Source organism: Citrobacter sp. 21OH12SH02A-Citro (genome assembly GCF_027919895.1).
GTDB classification, from domain to species: Bacteria; Pseudomonadota; Gammaproteobacteria; order Enterobacterales; family Enterobacteriaceae; genus Citrobacter; species Citrobacter braakii.
Genome location: NZ_CP114801.1, coordinates 3,101,033 through 3,116,952 on the forward strand (window position 1 = coordinate 3,101,033; position 15,920 = coordinate 3,116,952).

The following is a 15,920-nucleotide window of genomic DNA, read 5'->3' on the forward strand; positions in this document are numbered from 1 at the left end:
ACTTTGCAATCATTCGAAGGGCGGTGGAGCCAGCACTTCACGATTACCATTATGCCCTTGCTCGCTGACAATTCCCTGCGCTTCCATCTGTTCGATGATACGCGCCGCTCGGTTGTAACCGATACGGAACTGACGCTGGACGCCGGAGATTGAGGCTTTGCGTTTCTGGGTGACAAAGTTTACCGCCTGATCGAACAGCGGATCCAACTCTTCGCCACCATCAAAGCCGCCACCGCCGCCTTCGCTTTCGCTGTCAGACGTTATGCCGTCAACGTATTGTGGACGACCGCGCGCTTTCCAGTCCTGAACCACAGCGTGAACTTCTTCATCACGTACAAAGGCGCCGTGTACACGCACAGGGATCGTTGAGTTTGGTGCGGAATAAAGCATGTCACCCATACCCAACAGCGATTCCGCTCCGCCCTGGTCAAGGATGGTACGCGAGTCAATTTTACTGGACACGGTAAAGGCGATACGCGTTGGGATGTTCGCTTTAATCAGACCAGTGATAACGTCAACCGACGGTCGCTGGGTCGCCAGCACCAGGTGGATCCCCGCCGCACGCGCTTTTTGCGCCAGACGAGCAATCAGTTCTTCCACCTTTTTACCCACGGTCATCATCAGGTCGGCGAATTCATCCACCAGCACAACAATATACGGCAGTTTTTCCAGCACCGGATGCTGAACATCCATACTGTCGCCCGGCTTCCAGTACGGGTCCGGAATCGGACGTCCCATACGGGCGGCTTCAGCAATTTTTTCGTTATAACCGGCAAGGTTACGCACGCCAAGCGCCGACATCAGCTTGTAGCGACGTTCCATTTCATTGACGCTCCAGCGCAGGGCGTTGGCAGCATCTTTCATGTCGGTCACAACTTCAGTCAGCAAATGCGGAATGCCTTCATAAACCGACAGTTCCAGCATTTTCGGGTCAATCATGATAAAGCGAACGTCTTCCGGCTGCGCCTTGTATAACATGCTGAGGATCATGGCGTTCACCCCAACCGACTTACCGGAACCGGTTGTCCCTGCCACCAGCAGGTGCGGCATTTTCGCCAGATCGGCAACCACCGGTTCGCCCGCAATATCTTTACCCAGTACCACGGTCAGCGGAGATGAGTTATCACGGAATTTGGCGTTATCCAACACTTCGCGCAGATAAACGGTTTGACGTTTTTTGTTGGGTAACTCCAGCCCGACATACGGTTTGCCCGGAATTACCTCGACCACGCGTACCGCTGCGGTCGACAATGAACGCGCCAGATCTCGCGACAGGTTGGAAATACGCGCCGCTTTAACTCCAGGAGCAAGATTAAGCTCAAAGCGGGTAATAACCGGACCAGGTGAGTAGTTCACCACATCGGCTTTAATGCGGAAGTCCGCCAGACGAGCCTCCACCAGACGAGCCATTTGCTCCAGAGCGAAAGTATCTATCGGCTCAACCTCACTCGGCGGCGGCGTGAGCAGATCCAACGATGGCAGCGGCGTACTTGGACGGTGCGCCGGACGACTGTCGCCATTACGCATCAGGAGCGGATGGATCAGGCTATCCTGCGGCGGCGCTGTAACAGGCTGCGCCGGCTGCTGATAATGCTGCTGCGGTGCGACTGGCTGCGCTGGCTGCTGATAATGCTGCTGTGGTGCGACAGGCTGCGCCGGTTGCTGGTAATGCTGTTGTGGTGCGACAGGCTGCGCTGGCTGCTGGTAATGCTGCTGCGGTGCGACTGGCTGCGCTGGCTGCTGGTAATGCTGCTGCGGTGCGACAGGCTGCTGGTACTGCGGTGCAGACTCCGGCATTACGCCTGGAGTAAATAGCGGCTCATGCGGACCATCATCCACCAGCGTTTTCATTGGCGAAAATTCAAAGTCATCAAGCGAGAACGGATTCGCCCCGGCAGGCTGTTCACCGGAATAGCGCTGCTGCTGGGAAGAGGCAAACTGGCGAGCCAGTTCCGCTTCTGCGGCTGAATCATCATCAGTCTGACTGGCATCATCCTGATACTCGTCGCCATAGCGGTGCTGCTGCGACTGGGCGAACTGACGCGCCAGCTCATCTTGCTGCATTGCGTCAATTTCTTCGTCACTGTACGCATCTGTATCAAGATGCTCTTCGCGCGCTTTCTCTTCAGCCATACGTTGTGACGGCAGTTTTATGCCATACGACGCCAGCTCCCGACGAGTAGGCACGCGCACACGATTCGGACGCGGTAACTGCGGACCAATCCCCTCTTTCACCTGTGGACGCGGCGCACCGCTACCCGCAAGACTAAAGACAGGTGCTGCGGCAGCCGCACCCGCCCCTAAAGCGGCGTTTTTCACCCCGGCGGCCAGCGGCGCAACGGCAGCTACTGACTCAACGGGCGGTATGGATGCTGCCGTCGGCATAGACGGCTTAACACGTTCAGGCTCCTGAGCAGGCTCTGGAATCGGCTGATACCAGGCAGCCAGTTGCTCGCGCTCACGTGCACGTTTCTCTTCAACTTCTTCAAAATAGTAGAGTGGCGGACGAGTCGGTTTAGCCTCTTCAACCACCGGCTCAGGTTCCACTACAGGCGGTTGTTCAACCGCAGGCTGCTGGAACGCGGCGTTTTGTTGAAAGGTTGATTCCGGCTGATAAACAGGTTGCTGCACGGGCTCCGGCTGATAAGCAGGTTCCGGCTGCCAGTTGTGCTCCGCGGTAAATTCCTGCGGCTGCGGACTTTCCTCCACAACCGGCTGCTGCCATGGTTCATACTGCTGCACCGGTGGCTGTGCGTAGTGGGCTGGCTGAGGATACCCCTCAGGTGCTGGCGCAATCATCGCATCACCGGTTTGCGGACCAGGCACGGCTTGCCAGGCTACGGCTGGGGCCGGTTGTTCCATAACAGTATTGGTCACTGGCGATGTTTGCAGCAGCGGATCAACCGGTGCGCTCCAGGCCTGAGCTGCCGTTGTCGCTGCCGCTGCGGCGGCAACTGGCTCTGTCACCGAATGGCCATTCAGCAGTGGGTCAAGTTCGTCATATTCAGGCAGCGTCGCACGATTACCGGAGAACAGCACATCGTTAGGATCGGCAACCACGCCACGAGCGCTGTATTCAATTTCATCTTCATCATCCATGCGTTTGCCGGAAAACAGCGCAGCATCAGTATGACGGCCAAGCGGGTTGGTAAATTTCTCCGCCAGACGCTTACGGCGCGCTAACGCACCGCGCAGAATACGCGCCCGACGCGATTCATCAGGTTTGCCATCAGCGGCGTCGAAAGACTCATCTTCATCTTCATATTCTTCGTCATCGACCCAGGTATCGTCGCGGCGGGTACGGTTGCTGGCAAACGTCAGGATATTGAGTAACCAGCCGCCCAGTTTTTCCGCAATGCTCACCCATGACCAGCCGGTAAACAGCGTTAATCCCGCAGCCCAAATGCACAATAGCGTCAGCGTACCGCCGCTACTGTGCAGTAATGGTTGCAACGTGGTGCTGAGCAGGCTGCCGATCACGCCGCCAGAGGCGAAATACCAGATGTCATCGGCATTGATTGCGGCAAGCCCGCAAGAGGTAAGGATCAGCGCCAGAACGCCAATAATACGCAGCGAAACGGCAAAATAATCGACGTATTCGTCGCTGGCCTGGTGTCGCCATGCAAACCAGCAGCCGCCGACAATGATGACGGGAATGGTGTAGGCCATGACGCCAAAAATAAAGAACAGTGTGTCTGCCAGCCATGCTCCGGGTATTCCCCCCAGATTATGGATAGGTTCGTGCCACGCGGTTTGCGACCAACTGGGATCCGAAGGGTTAAAGCTGAGTAAGGCAGCCATCAACCAGACGGCAAAAAGGGCAATAAGGATCAGTAGCGCTTCCAGGAGTCGGCGCCCGCTGCTTAACTTCGTCAATGTGACGTCTTTGTCTTCAGTGTATTCCTGGCTCAAAAACGGCTCTCCAGGTTTCAGGCTTTTCCTGCCCGATGCTAAAACGGACAACAGCACCGGGTTGCCCCGGCACTGTTGCTGTATGGATTAACAGGAGTGTAATCAAACTGCGTCGATTTTGCACCTGTTCCGTGTTAGCGCGTCTTAATTACCAGACGATTGCTCTGTTTGACTTCTTCCATTACGACATAAGTACGTGTGTCATTCACGCCCGGCAGACGCAGCAGGGTTTCCCCCAACAGCTTACGGTACGCCGACATATCCGGTACGCGTGTTTTCAACAAATAGTCGAAATCACCGGAAACCAAATGACACTCTTGAATTTCTTCAAGTTTTTGTACTGCAGAGTTAAATTGCTCAAACACATCCGGGGCGCCACGATTCAGAGTAATCTCAACAAAAACCAGAAGTGATGCATCCAGATAATGCGGGTTTAACAGCGCTGTATAGCCCTGAATAAAACCCTGTCTTTCCAACCGACGCACACGCTCAAGGCAGGGCGTTGGTGAAAGTCCCACACGTTTAGAAAGCTCGACGTTAGAAATACGCCCATCCTTTTGCAGCTCATTAAGAATGTTACGATCGATACGGTCGAGATCTTTGCCAGGGCGCTTCTTACTATCTACCATTATTATTGTCTCTCTGTATTCCTTCCCTACTCCTGCCTGACTCTACCAACATCACTGTTCAGAGTCGCTACCCATCAAAATAAACCGCAACCCAGAGGGATTTTCGGTTTGTAATGCCTGGGCTTATGGTGAGAAGACCGTTGCCTGTCGGCGGCTATCGACATCACGAATGGCATCTGTCCACACCATGCGTAGATTTCGCTAACACGGTAAACATGGTATCTACATGCATGATTATGCAGCACATACATGACACATTTTTTTTCTTCCTTGACTGTTTTCGCAAAACAGCAGGTGATTGTCAAAGCAAAACATCGATTTTTAGTACAACATGCCAGTTATTCATTCGCAGTGATGGAAAATCGTCATTTTATCACCTTATAACTGACCGATTTTTAGTAGAAATCGTTATAGTATTACGACTTATTCCCCCGCTCATCGGTTTCTGCTATTACACATATTGTTAACAAAATCGCCATACTCTTTTTTTACGCCTGTAAATTCCCTACAATCCTGCTCATTGCCTGCCAACAACTATGGGGATCTCATGGGCGCAACCAAACACAGTAAACTTCTTATTCTGGGCTCAGGCCCTGCGGGATATACCGCTGCGGTCTACGCTGCACGCGCTAACCTGCAACCGGTACTGATTACCGGTATGGAAAAAGGTGGTCAACTGACCACAACAACAGAAGTGGAAAACTGGCCTGGCGATCCGCACGATCTCACTGGCCCGCTGCTGATGGAGCGTATGCACGAACATGCGACCAAATTTGATACAGAAATCATTTTTGATCACATCAGCAAAGTTGATCTGCAAAACCGCCCTTTCCGTCTGACCGGCGATAGCGGAGAGTACACCTGTGACGCACTGATCATCGCTACCGGCGCATCAGCACGTTACCTGGGCCTGCCTTCAGAAGAAGCATTCAAAGGCCGCGGCGTTTCCGCCTGCGCAACCTGCGACGGTTTCTTCTACCGTAACCAAAAAGTTGCGGTGATTGGCGGTGGCAACACTGCGGTTGAAGAAGCGCTGTATCTGGCGAATATCGCATCTGAAGTGCATTTGATTCACCGTCGCGACAGTTTCCGCGCTGAGAAAATTCTCATCAAGCGTTTGATGGATAAAGTTGAAAACGGCAACATCGTGCTGCACACCCACCGCACGCTGGAAGAAGTAACCGGTGATCAAATGGGCGTAACCGGGCTGCGCCTGCGCGATACGCAAAACACTGACAATGTGGAGTCACTTGACGTTGCCGGATTGTTTGTCGCTATCGGTCACAGCCCGAATACTGCCATTTTCGACGGTCAGCTTGAACTGGAAAACGGCTACATCAAAGTTCAGTCCGGTATTCACGGTAATGCCACACAAACCAGCATTCCGGGGGTCTTCGCAGCCGGTGACGTGATGGATCATATTTATCGCCAGGCGATCACCTCTGCGGGCACAGGCTGTATGGCCGCGCTTGATGCAGAACGTTATCTCGACGGTCTGGCGGACGCTTGCAAATAAGTTTTACAAATCAGTAACAAAAGTAAAAAAGGCGACTATAAGTCGCCTTTATTTTTGCCTCGTTGTAACATTGCCCTGCCCAAAAATTCCAATAACTCACCTGCTAAGCGTGCAATGAATAAAACCCGTCAAAAAGAGCTGACCCGCTGGTTAAAACAGCAAAGTGTAATTTCCCAACGATGGCTGAACATTTCACGCCTGTTGGGGTTCGTGAGTGGTCTGTTAATCGTCGCTCAGGCCTGGCTCATGGCCCGCATTCTGGACCATATGATCATGGCCAATATTCCCCGAGAGGCGCTACTGCTTCCGTTCATCGTGCTGGTATTGATTTTCATCCTGCGGGCATGGGTCGTCTGGTTACGCGAACGGGTCGGGTTTCACGCAGGGCAACATATTCGCTTTGAAATTCGCCGCCAGGTGCTTGACCGTCTGCAACAGGCTGGTCCGGCCTGGATACAGGGCAAACCGGCCGGGAGCTGGGCCACGCTGATCCTGGAACAGATTGACGATATGCATGATTACTATGCACGTTATCTGCCGCAAATGGCGCTGGCCGTATGCGTCCCATTATTGATTGTGGCGGCGGTATTCCCGTCAAACTGGGTAGCCGCCCTTATTCTGCTCGGAACAGCCCCGCTGATCCCGTTATTTATGGCAATGGTCGGTATGGGCGCTGCCGATGCTAACCGCCGCAATTTTCAGGCTCTTGCCCGCCTCAGCGGTCATTTCCTCGATCGTCTGCGGGGTATGGAAACGCTAAGAATATTTGGTCGCGGTGAAGCCGAAACGGAAAGCATCCGCGCTGCGTCGCAAGATTTCCGCCAGCGCACCATGGAAGTCCTGCGCCTGGCGTTCCTGTCATCCGGTGTCCTTGAGTTCTTTACCTCTCTGTCTATTGCGCTGGTGGCGGTTTACTTCGGTTTTTCCTACCTCGGAGAGCTCGATTTCGGCCACTACGGGACGGGCGTCACGCTGGCGGCAGGCTTCCTCGCGCTCATTCTGGCGCCGGAGTTTTTCCAGCCCCTGCGCGATCTGGGCACGTTTTATCACGCCAAAGCGCAAGCCGTTGGTGCAGCTGATAGTCTGAAAACTTTCATGGAAACCCCGCTGGCTCATCCAGAGCGTGGCGACATTGAGCTGGCGACGAAAGACGCCGTTTCACTTGAGGCACACGATCTGATTATCACTTCGCCGGAAGGTAAAGTGCTGGCCGGCCCGCTCAACTTTACCCTGGCAGCCGGTCATCGCGCAGTGCTGGTTGGACGCAGCGGTTCCGGTAAAAGTTCGCTGCTTAATGTCCTGTCCGGTTTCCTCTCTTATCGGGGATCGCTGCGAATTAACGGCTTTGAACTTCGCGACCTGTCACCTGATTCCTGGCGTAAACAACTGTCATGGGTCGGGCAAAATCCGCAACTTCCTGCCGCCACGTTACGCGAAAACGTTCTGCTGGCTCGCCCCGATGCCAGCGAAGAACAGCTACAAGCCGCACTCGACAGCGCATGGGTCAGCGAGTTTTTACCGCTGCTGCCGCAGGGCGTGGATACGCCAGTCGGCGATCAGGCGGCCCGACTTTCCGTCGGGCAAGCGCAGCGCGTTGCCGTCGCTCGCGCCTTACTCAATCCCTGTCAGTTACTGCTTCTGGACGAACCCGCCGCCAGCCTTGATGCGCACAGCGAACAACGCGTGATGCAGGCGTTGAACGCGGCATCTCGCCGCCAGACCACGCTGATGGTGACGCACCAGTTGGAAGATCTTGCTGACTGGGACGCTATCTGGGTGATGCAGGACGGACAGATCGTTGAACAAGGTACCTGGACCGAACTTAGCTCAGCCAACGGGGCTTTTGCGACATTACTGGCTCATCGTCAGGAGGACATCTAAATGCGCGCTTTGCTACCTTATCTGACGCTGTATAAACGTCACAAATGGATGTTAACGCTGGGGATCGTTCTGGCGATCGTCACGCTGCTGGCAAGTATTGGTTTGCTGACGCTTTCAGGGTGGTTCCTGTCGGCTTCTGCGGTGGTTGGCGTCACCGGGATTTACAGCTTTAACTATATGCTCCCTGCCGCAGGCGTACGCGGCGCGGCGATCACCCGCACCGCGGGGCGTTATTTCGAACGACTGGTCAGCCATGACGCAACATTCCGTGTGCTGCAGCATTTGCGTATTTATACCTTCAGCAAACTGCTGCCGCTCTCCCCTGCGGGCCTGTCCCGTTATGGACAGGGTGAATTACTTAACCGCGTGGTGGCTGATGTCGACACGCTCGATCATCTGTACTTGCGCGTGATCTCCCCGCTGGTGGGGGCTTTTGTCGTCATCATGGTGGTCACGCTGGGTCTAAGCGTTCTCGATTTCACGCTGGCTATCACCCTCGGCGGTATTATGCTGCTGACCTTATTTATTCTGCCCCCACTCTTTTATCAGGCAGGCAAAAGCACCGGACAAAGTCTGACGCATCTGCGTGGGCAATATCGTCAGCAGTTAACCTCCTGGCTACAGGGCCAGGCTGAATTGACCATTTTTGGCGCCAGTGAACGCTACCGCGCTCAAATGGAAGCCACCGAGCTGCAATGGCACGAAGCCCAGAGACGCCAGTCTGAATTAACGGCGTTGTCGCAGGCGGTCATGCTGTTAGTCGGCGCGCTGGCAGTGATTATGATGCTATGGATGGCCTCAGGCGGCGTGGGCGGTAACACCCAGCCAGGCGCACTGATCGCGCTGTTTGTCTTCTGTGCCCTAGCCGCGTTCGAAGCGTTAGCGCCTGTCACCGGCGCATTTCAACATCTCGGCCAGGTTATTGCCTCTGCGCTGCGCATCACCGAACTGACCGAACAGCAACCAGAAGTGACCTTCCCGGATGCGGGTTCCTCGGTTTCAGAGCAGGTAACCCTTACGCTACGCGATGTATCATTCAGCTATCCAGGACAGGCGCAAAAGGCGCTCGATACACTTTCCCTGCAGGCCAACCCCGGTGAACACATTGCGATTCTCGGTCGCACCGGCTGTGGTAAGTCAACATTATTGCAATTGCTAACCCGCGCATGGGATCCGCAGAGTGGCGAGCTCCTGATTAACGAACAGCCGATTGCGACCCTTAGTGAAGCCACACTGCGCCAGAGTATCAGCGTCGTGCCACAGCGCGTGCATCTGTTCAGCGCTACGCTTCGCGATAACCTGTTACTGGCGGCACCGCACACCGGCGATGACGCATTAGCCGCGATGTTGCGCCGCGTCGGTCTGGACAAACTGCTTGAGGATGATGGACTCAACGCATGGCTGGGCGAAGGCGGTCGTCAGCTTTCTGGCGGCGAGCTCCGTCGTCTGGCTATCGCCCGCGCCTTATTGCACGATGCTCCGCTGATGCTGCTGGATGAACCCACCGAAGGGTTGGATGCCACAACGGAAAGTCAAATGCTTGAATTAATTAGCGATGTCATGCGCAACAAAACCGTATTAATGGTTACACATCGTCTGCGTGGGCTGTCACGTTTTGATCAAATAATAGTAATGGACAACGGACAAATTATTGAGCAAGGTAATCACGCAGATCTGTTAGCCATGCAGGGGCGTTATTACCAGTTTAAGCAACGTCTGTAAGCTATTATTGAACGATCAAACTCGCGTAGTGGAGTTTCGCTGTCATGCGCCTGGTGCAACTGTCCCGCCATTCCATAGCCTTCCCTTCACCGGAAGGCGCTTTACGCGAGCCTAACGGTTTATTGGCGCTTGGCGGCGATCTCAGCCCTGCCCGCCTGCTGATGGCTTATCAGCGCGGTATTTTCCCATGGTTTTCACCTGGCGACCCCATCCTTTGGTGGTCGCCCGATCCGCGCGCCATTCTTTGGCCCGAGAAATTTCACCTCAGCCGCAGCATGAAACGCTTTCATAAAAATTCGCCTTATCGCGTGACGCTCAATTACGCGTTTGGTCAGGTGATTGAAGGCTGCGCGAATGACCGGGAAGAAGGCACCTGGATAACGCATGATGTAGTGGATGCTTACCATCGGCTGCACGAACTGGGGCATGCCCACTCAATTGAGGTGTGGCGACAAAATGAATTAGTGGGCGGTATGTATGGCGTGGCGCAAGGTACGCTGTTTTGTGGCGAATCGATGTTCAGCCGTCAGGAAAATGCGTCCAAAACCGCACTGCTTGTTTTTTGCGCTGAATTTATCCGTCAGGGCGGAAAATTAATCGACTGCCAGGTATTAAATAGCCACACAGCCTCGCTGGGCGCCGTCGAAACACCGCGTCGGGAGTACCTTGAGCACCTGAGCAGACTGCGCCAGCAGCGGCTACCGAGCCATTTCTGGATTCCCAGGACGTTATTTTCACCTCAGGAGTGAATGTTTTCGGCACATTTTTTGTCGGGGTGTTATAATTGTCGCGCAGAGTTGGTTTAGCCCATTACCCCGCCGCCGTTAAGGAACAGTTCGCGTCAGGCAACGCCTATCGTTTATCTCCTCGTTCCCTTACACGTTGCGCTTTAAGTGCGGCTTTGCCGTGTGTGGATAGAGTAATGCGCCAAACCCGATTTGCTGTGTTTTAAACGCACAAATCTTTACTTATTAAAAGAACTTCGGCATTATCTTGCCGGTTCAAATTACGGTAGTGATACCCCAGAGGATTAGATGGCCAAAGAAGACAATATTGAAATGCAGGGTACCGTTCTCGATACGTTACCTAATACCATGTTCCGCGTAGAGTTAGAAAACGGTCACGTGGTTACTGCACACATCTCCGGTAAAATGCGTAAAAACTATATCCGCATCCTGACGGGCGACAAAGTGACTGTTGAGCTGACCCCGTACGACCTGAGCAAAGGCCGCATTGTCTTCCGTAGTCGCTGATTGTTTTTAACGCCCGAATGGCGTCCAGATAATAAAAGGTCGGTTTAACCGGCCTTTTTTGTGGACTGAGGCCTGGTATTTAATCCTCAATCATCCGCGCATATTCTTCCGTTAAGAAATCCACTAATGCGCGCACTGACGGTAATAATCCCCTGCGTGATGGAAAGACTGCGTGAATAATTTCTCGCTTAGGTTCCCAACCGTCGAGCAACGCCACCAACTCACCCGCAGCTAATTGATCTTTTACCATTAACTGTGGAAGTTGAACAACACCTACGCCGGCGACTGCGGCTTCGCGTAACGCCAGCATATCGGTGGTGATCATACGCGGCGTGAAATGCACCTCCGCCCGCGCGCCCTGCGGGCCGAATAATTCCCAACGATGCACATGTTTACCAGAGGCCAGACTCAAACCTGGCCAACGGGTCAGCTCTGCCGGAGAGTGTAGCGCCCCCATCTGCTCAATTAACTGTGGGCTGGCATACAAGCGATGTCCTCTGTCCGCCAGGACGCGCATCACCAGGTCGCTATCCTCAAATGGCCGAGGTCTGACGCGAATCGCCACATCCAGACCTTCTCCAACGACGTCAACACGACGGTTAGTGGCCTCCAGTTGTACTGATACGTCAGGATAACGTGCCATAAAACGGGCAAGCATTGGCCCGATATGCACATGCAGCAACGTAACAGGACAAGTCAGCTTCACAACGCCACGCGGTTCAACCTGTAGCGCGGCAATGGCATCCTGCGCCGCCTGCGCCTCCACCAGCATCGCCTTACAGTGTTCGTAAAAGGTTTGCCCGACTTCAGTCACGTTAAATTGCCGGGTGGTTCGCTGAATCAGTCGTACCCCCAGTCTCTCTTCAAGTTGCGCTATTCGTCGGCTCAGTTTTGATTTTGGTTCATCAAGCGCCCGACCCGCCGCCGCGAATCCCCCTTCCTCTACAACATGCACAAACCATGCAAAATCATTGAGATCCGGCCTTGCCATTTCATTGTCCTATTTTTGAGACAGTGAGAGCTATTTTAGCTACTACTCAGCTCGCTGTCATGAATATAAGCTTATTTACATCAAAACAACGCCACTGAGGAGACACATATGAAACAAGTAACAGGCGTCTACACCGCACCTCGCCCACACTGGGTTGGCGATGGATTTCCGGTTCGCTCGATGTTCTCTTACCAGTCTCATGCTGAGCAATTAAGCCCGTTCCTGCTGCTTGATTACGCGGGTCCGCATACGTTTACGCCGGGTAACGAAAAACGCGGCGTAGGTGAACACCCTCACCGCGGTTTTGAGACGGTGACTATCGTTTACAGCGGCGAAGTTGAACACCGTGATTCAACCGGTCGCGGCGGCATTATCGGCCCTGGCGATGTGCAGTGGATGACCGCTGGTGCAGGAATATTACACGAAGAGTTCCACTCCCCGGAATTTACCCGTCAGGGCGGTGAACTGGAAATGGTGCAACTGTGGGTCAATCTGCCGGCAAAAGACAAAATGGCCGTACCGGGTTATCAGGGCATCAGCAGCGATGTTATTCCCACCGTCGCCTTGCCCGATGATGCAGGCAGTGTTCGCGTGATCGCGGGCAGCTATCAGGATACGAAAGGCCCGGCACACACCTTTTCACCGCTGAACGTCTGGGATATGCGCCTGCAACGTAATCATCCGCTGACGTTGTCCCAGTCTGAAGGGTGGAGCACCGCTCTGGTGGTATTAAAAGGGAATATCACCGTAAACGGCACCACACCTGCCAGCGAAGCACAACTGGTAGTGCTAAGCCAGCAGGGAAAAACGCTACACATTGAAGCCACCAGCGACGCCAGCGTGCTGCTGCTGTCTGGCGAACCGTTGAACGAGCCGATTGTAGGTTACGGTCCGTTTGTGATGAATACGAAACAAGAAATCGCTGAAGCCGTCCGCGATTTTAACTCCGGCCGCTTTGGCCAAATCTGAATCGAAGGAGAAGAATATGTCCAGTCCTGCAAACTTTAATGGTTCACGCCCGGTCATCGATGTGAATGATTCCGTCATGCTGCTTATCGATCATCAGAGTGGGCTGTTCCAGACCGTCGGCGATATGCCAATGCCGGAACTGCGTGCGCGTGCCGCCGCGCTGGCTAAAATTGCAACCCTGGCGAAGATGCCGGTAATTACCACGGCGTCGGTACCGCAGGGGCCTAACGGCCCGTTGATCCCAGAGATCCATGCCAATGCGCCACATGCCCAATACGTAGCACGTAAAGGCGAAATCAACGCCTGGGATAACGAAGACTTCGTGAAAGCGGTCAAAGCTACGGGTCGTAAGACGCTGATTATCGCCGGTACGATCACCAGCGTGTGCATGGCTTTCCCGGCCATCAGCGCGGTTGCTGAGGGCTACAAGGTCTTCGCAGTGATCGATGCTTCCGGTACTTACAGCAAAATGGCGCAGGAAATCACCCTGGCACGTGTTGTTCAGGCTGGTGTGATACCGATGGATACCGCCGCCGTCGCTTCTGAAATTCAGGGGACATGGAACCGTGAAGACGCCGCTGAATGGGCGGAAGTGTATACCAAAATCTTCCCGGCTTATCAGTTGCTGATCGAGAGCTATAGCAAGGCCCAGGAAGTCGTGACCAACGGCGAAAAACTGGACTCTCAGCGCTAATCATATTCTCCGCGCCTGTCCGGGCGGAGGAATATGTACATTGCGTAACCAAACGAGAGTTAACACGTAAATTCTGCTTGACCGTTTTAGCGCAACTCCCTATAGTAGCGCCCCGTTGCCCCCCAAGCGGTCAGGCAGCAATACAATATGGTGAGGTGTCCGAGTGGCTGAAGGAGCACGCCTGGAAAGTGTGTATACGGCAACGTATCGGGGGTTCGAATCCCCCCCTCACCGCCATATTCGAGAAAGAGCTCGTACGTAAGTACGGGATTTTTTTTCGCATGTTGCACGCCTGCGGGGGGATGAGAAGCCCCGACCGGGGGTCGACAACTGGCGCAGCCAGTTGGACAGACTGAGAGCGCAGCGAACGGGCTGCCCGAAGGGCGAGCGAAGCGAGTCAATCCCCCCCTCACCGCCATATTCGAGAAAGAGCTCGTACGCAAGTACGGGCTTTTTTTCGCATGTTGCACGCCTGCGGGGGGATGAGAAGCCCCGACCGGGGTTCGACCACTGGCGCAGCCAGTTGGACAGACTGAGAGCGCAGCGAACAGACTGCCCGAAGGGCGAGCGAAGCGAGTCAATCCCCCCCTCACCGCCATATTCGAGAAAGAGCTCGTACGTAAGTACGGGCTTTTTTTTCGCATGTTGCATTTGCCTGATAAGCGTCACGCTATCAGGCATGTCGGTTATTGTCGGCTGAGCAGAGTTAACACTTCGTAATGCGCGGTATGTGGGAACATATCAAAAAGTTGGACGCGTTCAATGCGATAACCAGGCAACTCGCGGATATCCTTTGCCATGGTTTGTGCATTACAGCTGGAGTAAACGATAAAACGCGGCGCCATGCGGGAAAGAAAATCGCACAGCGGCTTCCCAATCCCCCGACGAGGCGGATTCACCAGCACCAGGTCCGGCACTTCTCCCTGCGCGGTAGCAAACTGGGTTGAATCCAGCGCCTGAAAATGCAGATTCTGCAACCCAAGCTCCTGCGCCGACTGTTTCGCACAGGTAATGGCCTCTGGCGCAATTTCAATACCCGTCAGTTTCATCTGCGGCGTGGCGCAGTGCAAACCAAAACCCCCGACGCCGCAAAACAGATCCCACATGTGATTAACCGGAAGCTGACGAACCCAGTCGCGCGCCGTGGCATATAAATGCCCAGCCACGACTGGGTTGGTCTGGAAGAAGCTCTGTGGGCGTATCCACAATGGCACATCGTTAAAGCGTTCAGCCAGCGCCTGTTGTTCCGTCAGGAAGATTTCGCTCTCCCCTTCCATAATCGCCATATGCACAGGTTGAATATTGGCGGTGATCACTTTTAACTGCGGAAGCTGCGCCTGTAACCATGGCAGCGCCGTACGCAGTTGTGCCAGTTTCGCATCGGAGCGCAGAACAAAACGCAGCATCATACCGCCATCAAACCGGCTTTCCGTTAACAGCAGATATTTCAGCTCCCCGCGTTTGCGCGCCACGTTATAGGGCGTCAACCCCGCACGGGCGATAAACGGTTTAAGTGCGGCAAACACCGGCGCAAAAGACTCAGGATAGAGCGGACACTCGCACAAATCCTCCGGCGTACCGTCACGATGCAACATCCCCAGCAACGGTTTTTCCACGCTGCCGCTGACCACCATTTTGGCTTTATTACGAAAAGCGCTCTCCGGGCCGCTGACCGGCGCGCACCATTCTCCGACCGGATAAGCGGCCAGCAGATTCTGCAGATCGGCTGTTTTGGCGAAGAGTTGATCGGCGACAGGCTGCGTTATCCACTGACAAGAGCGGCAGCGTTCGGCGTCATAAAGTGCGCACTGCATACAAAAACCTAAAAATTAACAGGGGGCGAAGATTATACACGTTATTGCAAGCGGAAGAACCGCCTGCTGGACGCAGGAACAAACAGCAGTAGCAACACCAGCATATCCGGTAATTTTTGCATTACCAGCGTATGCAGGATTTCACGTCTGGACTCTCCCGCAATACTGAACAGTTCCGGATATCCATAGCCCAATGAGGCCGCCCACAGATAGACGCTGGCGATAATCTGGGTCAGTAGATAGACCCAGCGTGCCCAGTTCCGACCTTTAACCAGCGAAAATGCGCAGTAAATTTCGATAAACAGCAGCACCAGGCTACCCAGAAACACCAGCGTCAAATTCCAGGTCTGGACGCTGCGATGAATAAACTCGCTGGTTCCGCGAAACCCGAGCGTATTAAAAATCATCAACAGATCGAGACAGCGGATCATGATAATAGCCAGCGCCGCCACCTGCACTAAAGTAGGGACGTTTAAACGGGCATGTGATGTGGATGATTTCTTAAAAAATCCCAACGCGTCGTCTTCCATGAAAACGGC

The 15,920-nt window shown here is 54.2% G+C and carries 12 protein-coding genes, 1 tRNA gene and 1 other RNA gene; 9 read left to right on the forward strand and 5 right to left on the reverse strand.

What is annotated here, in order from left to right:
* Positions 1-9: 9 nt before the first annotated feature.
* Positions 10-3,912 (reverse strand): DNA translocase FtsK, encoded by a 3,903-nt coding sequence (gene ftsK / locus O6D90_RS15120; RefSeq protein ID WP_016156106.1) that lies wholly within the window; start codon positions 3,910-3,912, stop codon positions 10-12.
* Between the two features lie 134 nt (positions 3,913-4,046).
* Positions 4,047-4,541, reverse strand: a complete 495-nt coding sequence (lrp, locus tag O6D90_RS15125; protein WP_002439523.1) for a leucine-responsive transcriptional regulator Lrp — start codon at positions 4,539-4,541, stop codon at positions 4,047-4,049.
* A 547-nt stretch (positions 4,542-5,088) separates the two neighbouring features.
* On the opposite strand from lrp, the gene trxB reads away from it, so the two are divergent.
* The 5 genes from trxB to infA all read left to right on the forward strand — a co-directional run bounded on the left by trxB (position 5,089) and on the right by infA (position 10,913).
* Entirely contained in the window at positions 5,089-6,057 is a 969-nt protein-coding gene (gene trxB, locus O6D90_RS15130; RefSeq protein WP_016152427.1) for a thioredoxin-disulfide reductase, read from the forward strand.
* A gap of 114 nt (positions 6,058-6,171) precedes the next feature.
* A complete protein-coding gene (cydD, locus tag O6D90_RS15135) occupies positions 6,172-7,938 on the forward strand; it encodes a heme ABC transporter permease/ATP-binding protein CydD (protein WP_016156105.1) in 1,767 nt (588 codons plus the stop codon).
* Entirely contained in the window at positions 7,939-9,660 is a 1,722-nt protein-coding gene (cydC, locus tag O6D90_RS15140; protein ID WP_016156104.1) for a heme ABC transporter ATP-binding protein/permease CydC, read from the forward strand.
* A 44-nt stretch (positions 9,661-9,704) separates the two neighbouring features.
* Positions 9,705-10,409, forward strand: coding sequence for a leucyl/phenylalanyl-tRNA--protein transferase (gene aat, locus O6D90_RS15145; RefSeq protein ID WP_016152424.1), 705 nt, complete (start codon positions 9,705-9,707; stop codon positions 10,407-10,409).
* Between the two features lie 285 nt (positions 10,410-10,694).
* Positions 10,695-10,913, forward strand: a complete 219-nt coding sequence (infA, locus tag O6D90_RS15155) for a translation initiation factor IF-1 (protein ID WP_002211347.1) — start codon at positions 10,695-10,697, stop codon at positions 10,911-10,913.
* 79 nt (positions 10,914-10,992) lie between these two features.
* On the opposite strand, the gene O6D90_RS15160 is transcribed toward infA, so the two are convergent.
* Positions 10,993-11,904, reverse strand: coding sequence for a LysR family transcriptional regulator (locus tag O6D90_RS15160; protein WP_016156103.1), 912 nt, complete (start codon positions 11,902-11,904; stop codon positions 10,993-10,995).
* A 108-nt stretch (positions 11,905-12,012) separates the two neighbouring features.
* Here O6D90_RS15160 and O6D90_RS15165 point away from each other — a divergent pair, with 108 nt between their 5' ends.
* The 4 genes from O6D90_RS15165 (at position 12,013) to O6D90_RS15180 (ending at position 14,165) form a co-directional block, all read left to right on the forward strand.
* Positions 12,013-12,873, forward strand: a complete 861-nt coding sequence (locus O6D90_RS15165) for a pirin family protein (protein ID WP_016156102.1) — start codon at positions 12,013-12,015, stop codon at positions 12,871-12,873.
* Between the two features lie 16 nt (positions 12,874-12,889).
* Positions 12,890-13,567, forward strand: a complete 678-nt coding sequence (locus O6D90_RS15170; RefSeq protein ID WP_016156101.1) for an isochorismatase family protein — start codon at positions 12,890-12,892, stop codon at positions 13,565-13,567.
* 149 nt (positions 13,568-13,716) lie between these two features.
* Positions 13,717-13,804 (forward strand) — tRNA-Ser (locus O6D90_RS15175).
* 224 nt (positions 13,805-14,028) lie between these two features.
* Positions 14,029-14,165, forward strand: a non-coding RNA gene (locus O6D90_RS15180) — RtT sRNA.
* 88 nt (positions 14,166-14,253) lie between these two features.
* Here the strand turns inward: O6D90_RS15180 and rlmC are convergent.
* Positions 14,254-15,381 (reverse strand): 23S rRNA (uracil(747)-C(5))-methyltransferase RlmC, encoded by a 1,128-nt coding sequence (rlmC, locus tag O6D90_RS15185; protein WP_016156100.1) that lies wholly within the window; start codon positions 15,379-15,381, stop codon positions 14,254-14,256.
* 41 nt (positions 15,382-15,422) lie between these two features.
* Entirely contained in the window at positions 15,423-15,911 is a 489-nt protein-coding gene (locus O6D90_RS15190; RefSeq protein WP_016152418.1) for a YbjO family protein, read from the reverse strand.
* Positions 15,912-15,920: the final 9 nt, after the last annotated feature.